Source organism: Rhodococcus sp. T2V, assembly GCF_029269925.1.
In the GTDB taxonomy this organism is placed as follows: Bacteria; Actinomycetota; Actinomycetes; order Mycobacteriales; family Mycobacteriaceae; genus Rhodococcus_F; species Rhodococcus_F koreensis.
Genome location: NZ_JARJBD010000160.1, coordinates 1 through 11,832 on the forward strand (window position 1 = coordinate 1; position 11,832 = coordinate 11,832).

Consider the following 11,832-nt stretch of genomic DNA (forward strand, 5'->3'; position numbering starts at 1 on the left):
CGGGGAGCGTCTTCCCGGGTACATGGTGCCGTCGTCGATCATGGTGTTGGATTCGCTGCCTCTGACGCCGGCGGGCAAACTGGACCGCAACGCCCTGCCCGCACCCGTCTTCACGCGCCGCAGCGCGTTCACGGCACCGCAGACTGCGGCCGAACAGGCGATCGCCGCCGTCTTCGCCGACGTCGTGGGGGAGCCGTCCATCGGACTCGACGACAATTTCTTCGACCTCGGCGGCAACTCGCTGTCCGCCACCCAGGTGGTCTCCCGCGTCGGTTCGGCACTGGGAACACGCATCTCCGTCCGCACCCTGTTCGACAACCCCACCGTGCGCGCACTCGCGACCGCCGCAGCGTCCGACACGACGGCCGAGCGACCTGCCCTCGTCGCCGGTGATCGGCCCGCGACGATCCCGCTGTCGCCGGCGCAGCAACGGATGTGGTTCCTCAACCAGTTCGACACCTCCTCGGGCGCCTACAACATTCCGCTCGCGCTGCGCATGTCCGGCCGGATCGACGTCGCCACCCTGCGCGCCGCACTCGGCGACGTCCTGGCCCGCCACGAGGCACTGCGCACCGTCTACCCGGCGACCGAGAACGGTCCGCATCAGGTGATCGCCCCGGTGGAGTCGATCCCCCTCGATCTGACGCCGATCCGCCTGTCCGGTGAAGACCTCACCGGCGCGATCGTGCGCCACGCCTCCACCGGGTTCGACGTCTCCACCGACCTCCCGCTGCGGGTCCACCTGTTCCGCGAGAGCCGGTCGGAGCACATCCTCCTGTTCGTCGTCCACCACATCTCCGCGGACGGCTGGTCGTTCATCCCCCTCGCCTCCGACGTGATGACGTCCTACGCGGCCCGGACCGCCGGCGACGTCCCGGCGTGGAACGCGTTGCCGGTGCAGTACGCGGACTACGCGATGTGGCAGCGGAACCTGCTGGGCGACGCCGACGATTCGCAGTCGCTCGCCGCCGGTCAGATCGCGTACTGGAAGCGGACACTGGCGGGTCTGCCGGATCAGGTCGCACTACCCACCGACCGTCCCCGTCCACCGGCACCGTCGCACCGCGGCGGAACGGCGCGACTGACCCTGGACGGCGACATCCACCAGCGCCTGCAGGACCTGGCGCGCGCCCACCACGCCAGCCTGTTCATGGTCGTCCACGCCGCGCTGGCCGCATTGCTGTCGCGGATGGGTGCCGGTGCGGACGTCGCTATCGGAACGTCTGTCGCGGGCCGCGGCGAGCAGTCCCTGGACGGACTCGTCGGCATGTTCGTCAACACGCTGGTGCTGCGCACCGACGTGCGGCCGGACTCGACCGGCGCCGCACTGCTCGACCAGGTCAGGCGCGTCGACCTCGAGGCGTTCTCCCACGTCGACGTGCCGTTCGAGCAACTCGTCGACGCGATCAACCCGACCCGCTCCACCGCGTTCCACCCGCTGTTCCAAGTGGCGCTCGCGCTGCAGAACCTGCAGACGCCGACCCTCGAACTGCCGGGACTGGAGGTGTCCGCACTCGACATCGAGTCGCCGATCGCCAAGTTCGACCTGAACTTCGTGCTCGGTGAACGCCACGACGAGGACGGGAACCCGGCGGGCCTCGACCTCGAACTCGGTTACGCCAAGGACCTTTTCGACGCGGACACCGCGCTGCGGATCGGCGAGTCCTACCTCCGGGTCCTGACCGGGCTGGCCTGCGATCCGCGAATCCCGGTCGGCGACCTCGACCTGCTCGGCGACGACACCCGGCTGCGTCTCCTCGCCCAGTCGCACGGCGCGACACGGGACACCGTGCACCCCACCCTCACCGGTCTGCTCGACGAACAGGTACGGGCAACCCCGGACGCCCCCGCCGTGCTCTGGCGCGACACGACCCTGACGTACGCCGAGTTCGACGCCCGGGTGAACCGCCTCGCACGCAGGCTCATCGGCGACGGTGTGGGCCCCGACGTCGTCGTGGCGGTGGAGATCCCGCGGTCGCTCGACCTGCTCGTCGCCGTCCACGCCGTGGTGAAGGCCGGCGGCGCCTACACCCCACTCGACCCCGGTCAACCGGAACAGCGCAACCGCGACATCGTCGAACAGTCCGGCGCGTCCCTCGTGCTCACCGGCAGCGACCGGCTCACGCAGACCGAAGCCACCCGGCACGGAGTGCGAGCGATCGCACCGGACGACCTCGACCCGGCCGCGTTCGGCGGGGAACCGATCCGTGCCGGCGAACGGATCGCACCGCTGCGCCCGGACAACACGGCGTACATCCTCTTCACGTCCGGATCCACGGGACGGCCCAAGGGCGTGGCCGTCTCCCACGCGGCGATCACGGGGCAACTCGAGTGGCTGCGTGAGCAGTACGCGCTCGGCACCGCCGACACGATGCTGCTGAAGACCCCGGTGACGTTCGACGTGTCGGTGTGGGAATGCTTCGCGCCGCTCGCCGCCGGCGCCCGGCTCGTCATCGCCGAACCCGACGGACACCGCGACCCCCAGTACCTCGCGGACGTCCTCCGCACGCACGGCGTCACCGTCGTGCACTTCGTGCCGGCGATGCTGGCGGCCCTCACGTCCGGGCCCGGCCTGACCGGTCTGCCGGCGCTGCGGCACGTGCTGGTCGGCGGCGAAGCGGTGTCCCCGGAGACGATCGACGACTTCCGGGTGTCCCATCCCGCCGAGATCGACAACACGTACGGACCCACCGAGGCGGCGGTGACCACCACGTTCTTCGCGGCCCGCTCCGACAACTCCGACACCGTCCCGATCGGCCTGCCCGTCTGGAACACCAGCACCCTCGTCCTCGACGACCGCCTCCGTCCGGTGCCTGCCGGGGTGGCGGGAGAGCTGTACCTCGGCGGTGTCCAACTCGCCCGCGGATACCTGGGCCGCCCCGACCTCACCGCCGAACGCTTCGTCGCCGACCCCTTCTCGACGTGCGGCGCACGGTTGTATCGCACCGGCGACCTCGTCCGCTGGACCGCGGCGGGCCTGCTCGAATACCTCGGGCGCACCGACTTCCAGGTGAAGGTCCGCGGATTCCGCATCGAACTCGGCGAGATCGTCTCCGCGCTGCTCCGACACGAGGACGTGGACCAGGCGGTAGTCGTCCCGCACTCGGACCCGCACACCGGCGAGCACCTGGTCGGGTACGTCGTGCCGCGCGGCAACATCGCACTGGACCGCGACGCCGTCCTGGCCGAGGCAGCGGGCAGCCTGCCCTCCTACATGGTTCCGTCGCTGCTGGTCCCGCTGACCGAACTACCACTGACGCAGAACGGCAAGGTAGACCAGAACGCGCTGCCCGCACCGGTATTCGCGGGGAAGGCGGAATACACGGCGCCGCGCACCGCGTCGGAGCGTGTCGTGGCAGCCGTCTTCGCCGAACTCCTCGGCGTTCCCCGCGTCGGTGTCGACGACAATTTCTTCGACCTCGGCGGCAACTCGCTGTCCGCCACCAAACTCAGCACCCGCATCGGTGTGGCGACGCAGACGCGGATCGCGATCCGCGACGTGTTCGACGCCCCCACCGTCGCGGCCCTGGCCCGGCGACTCGACCAGCACGATCCGTCCACCGCGATCGCACCACTGACGGCGGCGGTCCGCCCCGACCGGATCCCGCTGTCGCTGGCGCAGCAGCGGATGTGGTTCCTCAACCAGTTCGAAACGTCCTCACCCGCCTACAACTTGCCCGCAGCGGTCCGGTTGACCGGCCCGCTGGACACGGCGGCGCTGGCCGCGGCGATCGGTGACCTGATCGCCCGCCACGAATCGCTGCGGACCGTCTTCCCCGATTCCCGGGGCGGGCCGCACCAGGTGATCCTCGAACCCGGAGACTTCACCCCCGACGTCGTACCGGTCCACGTGAGCGAGACCGGGTTGCGCGCGGATCTCCAGGAGTTCCTCCTGACCGGTTTCGACGTCTCCCAGGCCGTGCCGCTGCGGGTGAAGGTGTATTCGCTGGGCGACGCCGAGCACGTGCTCGCCCTCGTCGTCCACCACATCTCCGCCGACGGCGTGTCCATGGAACCGCTGATCCGCGACGTGATGATCGCGTACGCGAGCCGTGCCGCGGGCCATCCGCCCACCTGGGCGCCGTTGCCGGTGCAGTACGCCGATTACGCGCTGTGGCAGCGGGAAGTGCTCGGCGCCGAGTCCGACCCGGGCAGCCTCGCCGCCGCGCAACTGGACTACTGGACCCGCACGCTCGCCGGTGTCCCGGACCAGCTGTACCTGCCCGGCGACCGGGGCAGGCCCGCGGTGCCGTCGCATCGGGGTGCGGCGACCCGTTTCACCCTGGACGCCGGCACGCACCGGGCCCTGGCCGAGCTGGCACGGGCGCACGGCGCCAGCATCTTCATGGTCGCCCACGCCGCGCTCAGCGTCCTGCTGGGGCGCCTCAGCACCACCGCCGACATCGCCGTCGGCACCGCCGTCGCGGGCCGCGGCCGGGTCGAACTCGACGACATCATCGGCATGTTCGTCAACACCCTCGTCCTGCGGACGACGCTGGATCCGGGAGCGTCGTTCGTGTCGCTGCTCGAGCAGGCGCGGGACGTCGACCTCGAGGCGTTCGCCCACGCCGACCTGCCCTTCGAGCGGCTGGTGGAGGTCCTGAGCCCGGTCCGATCCACCTCGCACCACCCGCTGTTCCAGGTGGCGCTCGGTGTGCAGGCCGTGTCCGCCGACGGACTGGAGCTGGACGGACTGTCGGTCGAGCCGCTCACCCTCGACGCGAGCATCGCCAAGTTTGACCTGCACTTCACGCTCACCGAGCGGCTCGACGACACGACCGAGCCGGCGGGCATCGACGCCGAACTCATCTACGCGACCGACATTTTCGACGAGAGCACCGCCGCCGGGTACGCGACCCGGCTGCGCCGGATCTTCGAGGCGGTCGTCGCCGACCCGCAGCGGCCGATCGGCGACATCCCCGTTCTCGGCGAAGACGAATACGCGGCGCTCACCCCGGTCCGCGGCGCCGACCCGCGACCGGTGCAGCTGCTGCCCGAGATCCTCGCCGACGCCGTCGCCGCAGCACCCGACGGCCTCGCCGTCGTCTTCGACGGTGCCGGACTGACGTACCGGGACCTCGACGAACGGTCGAACCAGCTGGCCCGGTTGCTGGTGGACAGGGGAGTGGGACCCGAAACCCGGGTCGCGCTGGCGCTGCCCCGGTCCTTCGAATCGGTGGTGGCCGTCTGGGCGGTGGCCAAGACCGGTGCCGCCTTCGTGCCCGTCGACCCCGGCTACCCCGCGGACCGCATCCTGCACATGGTGCAGGACTCCGGCGCGATGGTCGGGATCACCGTGTCCGGGAAGCGGGAACTGCTCCCGGACTCGATCCGGTGGATGCTCCTCGACGACCCGGCACTCGAGGTGCACTGCACCCACGAGTCCCGGTTGCCGCTCACCAACCGCGACCGCATGCGGCCGATCCTGTCCGACCAGGTGGCGTACGTCATCTACACGTCGGGATCGACCGGCAGGCCCAAGGGGGTCGCGGTGACGCACCGCGGTCTGATGAACCTGGTGACCGACGAGCGCGAGCTGCTCGGTGTCACGTCCCTTTCGCGGACACTGCATTTCGCGTCGCCGAGCTTCGACGCCTCCGTGTTCGAGATGCTGATGGCACTCGGCGCGGGAGCCACGATGGTCATCGCGCCGCCCACGATCTACGGCGGATCGGAACTCGCGGAACTGCTCGCGGCCGAACGCATCACCCATGCGTTCTCGACCCCGGCGGCGCTGGCGTCGGTGGACCACCGCGGGCTGGGTGACCTCGCCGTGGTCGTCGTCGCCGGTGACGTGTGCCCGCCGGAACTGGTCGCCCGCTGGGCGCCCGAACGCCGCATGGTCAACGCATACGGCCCCAGTGAGGCGACGATCATGTCGTCCATCACCGAACCCCTCCGCGCCGGCGAACCGGTCACCATCGGCGGCCCGAGCCGCGGGGTGCGGGCACTCGTGCTGGACGGGCGGCTGCGTCCGGTGCCGGTGGGTGTGCCGGGCGAACTGTACGTCGGGGGACCGAGCCTGGCCCGCGGCTACCTCGGACGGCCCGGACTGACCGCCGAACGCTTCGTCGCCGACCCGTACGGCGAGCCCGGCGACCTCATGTACCGCACCGGCGACCTCGTCCGCTGGCGGGAGAACCGCGTCCTCGATTTCGTCGGCCGCACCGACCACCAGGTGAAGATCCGCGGATTCCGCATCGAACTCGGCGAGATCGACGCAGCCCTCACCGCACACCCGCAGATCGAATACGCCACCACGATCGGCTACGAGCACCCGAACGGGGAGACCTCCCTCGTCGCGTACGTGCTGCCGTTCACCGGTGAGGACGTCGACCGCGTCGAGGTCGCGAACTTCGTCGGCCGCACCCTGCCCGCGTACATGGTCCCCGCGTCCGTCACCCTCCTCGACGCCCTGCCGCTCACCCCGGCGGGCAAACTGGACCGGTCCGCGCTGCCCGAACCGATCTTCGCCGCCGCGGCCACGACGTTCGAGGCGCCGCGGAACCCGATGGAGGTGATCGTCGCCGGCATCTTCGCGGACATCCTCGCCCTGCCCGAGATCGGCATCCACGACAGCTTCTTCGACCTCGGCGGCAACTCGCTGCTCGCAACCCAGGTGGTGTCGCGGATCAACGCCGCCCTCGACGTGCACGTCGGGGTCCGTGAGGTGTTCGAATCGCCCACCGTCGCTGCGCTCGCGGCGCGGATCACCGAGACCACCACCCACGGCGCGCGGCGGCCCGCACTGACGGCGAGGGTTCGCCCCGAACACATTCCGCTGTCGCTCGCCCAGCAGCGGATGTGGTTCATCAACCAGTTCGACACCGCGTCACCGGCCTACAACCTGCCGGTCGCACTCCGGCTGTCGGGTGAGGTGGACCTGCGCGCCATGCAGATCGCGATCGCCGATCTCATCGGACGGCACGAGGCGCTGCGCACCGTCTACCCCGATTCCGCCGACGGCCCGCACCAGGTGATCGTGCCCGCCGCCGACGCGGTGCCCGACCTGACCCCGGTGCCGGCGCACCCCGACGACGTCCTCGGGCGGGTGCTCGCGCTCGTGACGACGGGCTTCGACGTCACCTCGGACGTGCCGCTGCGGGCGCGGATGTACCGCGTCGGCGCCGACGACTACGTGCTCGTCATGGTCGCCCACCACATCTCGGGGGACGGCTGGTCGCTCGCCCCGCTGGCCCGCGACGTCATGCTCGCCTACACCGCCCGCACCGAGGGACACGTCCCCCTGTGGACGCCGCTGCCGGTGCAGTACGCCGACTACAGCCTGTGGCAGCGGGAACTCCTCGGCGACGAGTCCGATCCCGAATCGGTTGCCGCCGAACAGATCGCCTACTGGACCCGCACCCTGGACGGGCTGCCGGACCGGCTGTCCCTGCCGACCGACCGCCCCCGGCCCGCGGTCGCCTCCCACCGGGGCGCGCACGTGCCGTTCACCATCGACGCCGGCACCCACCGCGCACTGCTGACCCTCGCGCGCGGTCGGAACACCTCCCTGTTCATGGTCATGCACACCGCGCTCGCGGTGCTGCTCGCGCGACTGAGCAACGAGTCCGACATCGCCGTCGGCGCGCCCATCGCCGGCCGCGGCGAGGAGTCCCTCGACGAACTCGTCGGCATGTTCGTGAACACCCTGGTTCTGCGCACCCACGTCGACCTCGAGAGTTCGTTCGCGGACAGCCTGGACGTCGCACGGTCCACCGACCTGAGCGCGTTCGCGCACTCGGACATCCCGTTCGAGCGCCTCGTCGACGTGCTGAACCCGGCACGCTCGCGCTCGCACCACCCGCTGTTCCAGGTGGCGTTCTCGTTCCAGAACCTCGCCACCACCACACTCGAACTTCCCGGCCTGCACGTCGAGGGTCTCGACGTGCCGAACACGGTCTCCAACTTCGATCTGCACCTGACACTGTCGGAGAAGCACGACGCGGACGGCACCCCGGACGTGATCGAGGCCCACTTCACCTACGCCACCGACCTCTTCGACGACGCGACGGTCCGGGCGTTCGCGGAACGGTTCACCCGCATCCTCGGGTCGGTCGTGCAGAACCCGGACCTCGCGGTCGGTGCCATCGACCTGCTCGACGACGCCGAACGGCAGTCGGTGATCATGAAATTCAACGACACCGCTGTCGATCTGCCGCCGACGACGCTCGCCGATCTGTTCTCCGCCCAGGTGGCGCGCACACCCGACGACCCCGCGGTCTTCTTCGAGGGCACCGAACTGACGTACGCCGAGTTCGACCGGCGCGTCGACGCGCTCGCCCACCGGCTGATCGATGCCGGCGTGGGGCCGGAAACGGTGGTGGGGCTGGCGATGAACCGGTCGATCGAACTGCTCGCCGGGATGTACGCGGTGCTGCGGGCCGGTGGCGCGTACCTGCCGATCGATCTCGGCCATCCGGCAGACCGGTTGGCGTACGTGCTGGAGACGGCACGCCCGGTGTGCATCCTCACCACGTCCGCGGACGGGTTCACCGCCGAGAACGTCCCCGTACTCGAGATCGATACCCTCGACCTCGCCCTGCGCGGACCGGTGACCGCCGCGCACCGCCGCGCCCCGCTGCGACCGGAGAACACGGCGTACCTGATCTTCACGTCCGGGTCCACCGGCCGACCCAAGGGCGTCGCGGTGCCGCACGCCGCCATCGCGAACCAACTCCGCTGGAAGCAGCACGAATACCCGCTCGACACCACCGACGCGGTCGTGCAGAAGACGCCGGTCACGTTCGACCTGTCGGTGTGGGAACTGTTCTGGCCGCTGACGGCGGGTGCCCGGCTCGTCATCGCCCGGCCGGACGGTCACCGCGACCCGGCCTACCTGGCGGACCTGATGCGCCAGCAGCGCGTCACGACAGCACATTTCGTGCCGTCCCTGCTGGAGGCATTCACCCCGGGTGCGGGGGAGCAGCCGGCCCTGCGCCGGGTCCTGTGCATCGGTGAGGCGCTGCCCGTCGACACGGCCGCCCGTTTCCGCAGCCGGTTCGGCTCCGTCGCCCTGCACAACCTGTACGGGCCGACCGAGGCGGCCGTGTCCGTGACCGCCTGGGCCCACACCGACGGCGACGCCGACACCGTCCCTATCGGCGGACCGGAATGGAACACGCAGGCGTTCGTGCTGGACGCCCGGCTGAACCCGGTCCCCGTCGGGGTGGCGGGGGAGCTGTACCTGGCCGGTGACCAGCTGGCCCGCGGTTACGTGGCCCGCACCGATCTGACGGTCGAGCGCTTCGTCGCCAACCCGTTCGGTGCACCCGGTTCACGGCTCTACCGCACCGGTGACGTGGTCCGCTGGCGCGTCCGGGACGCGAAGGGGGTCCTCGAGTACCTCGAGCGCTCCGACTTCCAGGTGAAGGTCCGCGGATTCCGCATCGAACTCGGCGAGATCGAATCGGCGCTGGTGCGGTCCGCCGGGGTGGGGCAGGCGGTCGTGGTCGCCCACCGGAACCCGCACACCGGGACCGCCCTGGTCGGCTACGTGGTCCCCGAGGACGGCTCGACCGTCGACCCTGCCGCGGTGCTGGCCGACGTCGGCGCCGCGGTGCCGAGCTACATGGTGCCCGCCGCCCTCGTCGTGCTCGCGGAACTGCCGCTGACCGCGAACGGGAAACTCGACCGCAAGGCGCTCCCCGCACCCGACTTCGCCTCGACGGCAGTCGAATACCGCGCGCCCGCAACACCGACCGAGGAGATCGTCGCCGCCGTGTACGCCGACGTACTCGGCGTCGAGGAAGTCGGCACCGGCGCGAACTTCTTCGACCTCGGTGGCAACTCCCTCGTCGCCACCCGGGTGGTCGCCCGGCTGTCCGAGACGCTCGGTCGCCGCGTCGAGATCCGGTCCCTGTTCGAGGCGCCCGCCGTCGGCGCCCTTGCGTCGCTGCTGGACTCGACGGACGCGACCGCACCCACCCGCCCGGCGCTGACCCCGACAGTGCGCCCCGAACGACTCCCGCTGTCCTCGGCGCAGCAACGGATGTGGTTCCTCAACCGGTTCGACCCGAACTCCGCCGTGCACAACATCCCCGTGGCGGTCCGGCTGTCGGGCGTTCTGGACGTCGACGCACTGCAGCACGCGGTCACCGACGTCCTCCACCGGCACGAGTCGCTGCGGACGATCTACCCGGACTCCGCCGACGGCCCGCACCAGATGATCCTGTCCGCCGACCGGGTCGGTGACACAGCGTCCGTCGTCGCGACCGACGCGACCGCGCTGCCTGCGCTGATCGCAGACCTGGTGACTACCGGGTTCGACGTCACCGCGGAGGTTCCGGTACGGGTGCGGATCTTCCGGATCTCCGCGACGGAGCACGTCCTCGCCGTGGTCGTGCACCACATCTCCGGCGACGGCTGGTCGATGGCGCCGATGGTGCGGGACGTGATGGCGGCGTACGCGGCGCGGTCGGCGGGCACGAGCCCGGACTGGGCGCCGCTGCCGGTGCAGTACGCCGACTACGCCCTGTGGCAGCGGGCCCTCCTCGGCGACGACACCGATCCCGACTCGGTGTCGGCGCGGCAGCTCGCGTTCTGGACGCAGACCCTCGCGGGCGCCCCGGATCAGCTGGATCTGCCCACCGACCGGCCGCGTCCCGCGGTCGCGTCGTACCGGGGAGGCACCGTCGACTTCACCGTGCCGTCCGACCTGCACGGCACGGTGCTGGGTGCGGCGCGGGATGCGAACGCGTCCGTGTTCATGGTGGTGCACTCGGCGCTCGCGGTGCTGCTGAGCCGGCTCGCCGGCTCCGCGGACATTGCCATCGGAACCCCCGTTGCGGGCCGCGGCGAACGCGAACTCGACGACTTGATCGGCATGTTCGTCAACACGCTGGTCCTGCGACAGCACGTCGACGGCACGCGCACGTTCGCGGAACTCCTCGCCGACGTGCGCGAGACCGATCTCGCCGCTTTCTCCCACGCCGACGTTCCGTTCGAGCGCCTCGTCGAGGTCGTCAATCCGTCGCGGTCCACCGGGCGGCACCCCTTGTTCCAGGTGATGCTCACGTTCCAGAACCTCGACCAGGCGACCCTGGAACTCGGCGACCTGTCGGTGAGCGGTGTCGACTTCGACGTGGACATAGCCAAGTTCGACTTGCAACTCACCCTGATGGAACAGTTCGACTCCGAGGGAGGCCCAGGCGGCATCGCCGCCCGCCTCACGTACGCCGCCGATCTGTTCGACGAACCGTCCGCGCAGGTGTTCGGGCAGCGGTTCCTGCAGGTGCTGCGGGCGGCGGTCGACGGTCCGGGCACTGCGGTCGGCGACCTCGACGTCCTCGGCAGTGGTGAACGGAAACAGATCGCCGGCACCAACGCGACGTCGCACCCCGTGCCCGCCGGCACCCTCGCGTCGCTGGTCGACGCGGCGGTGGCGACGGACCCCGACCGGATCGCGGTGGTCTTCGACCGGGAGGAGCTGACCTACGCGAACTTCGACGCCCGCGTGAACAGGCTGGCGCGCCGACTGATCGAGCAGGGGGTCGGCCCCGAGTCGGTGGTGGCGGTGGCGATGCGCCGTTCGATCGATTTGCTCGTCGGAATCCATGCCGTCGTCAAGGCCGGCGGCGCCTACCTGCCGATCGATCCGGACCATCCGGCCGAGCGCACCGCGTATGTGCTCGACACCGCGCGGCCCGCATGTGTGCTGGTCAGCGGCGCCGGACTCGCCGACAGCGGCTCGGTCCCCGTCATCGATGTCGCCTCCGAGGACCTCTCCCGGTACGGCAGCGCGCCCGTCACCGATCGGGACCGACTCCGGCCGCTGTCCGCGGCGAACACGGCGTACGTGATCTTCACGTCCGGCTCGACGGGTCGTCCGAA

Annotated in this window: 1 protein-coding gene; it reads left to right on the top strand. The window is 70.6% G+C overall.

Annotated features, from left to right (window positions below; genetic code table 11):
• Positions 1–11,832: non-ribosomal peptide synthetase (locus P3H15_RS51100; protein ID WP_276144337.1), on the top strand; the 11,832-nt coding region annotated here is incomplete at both ends.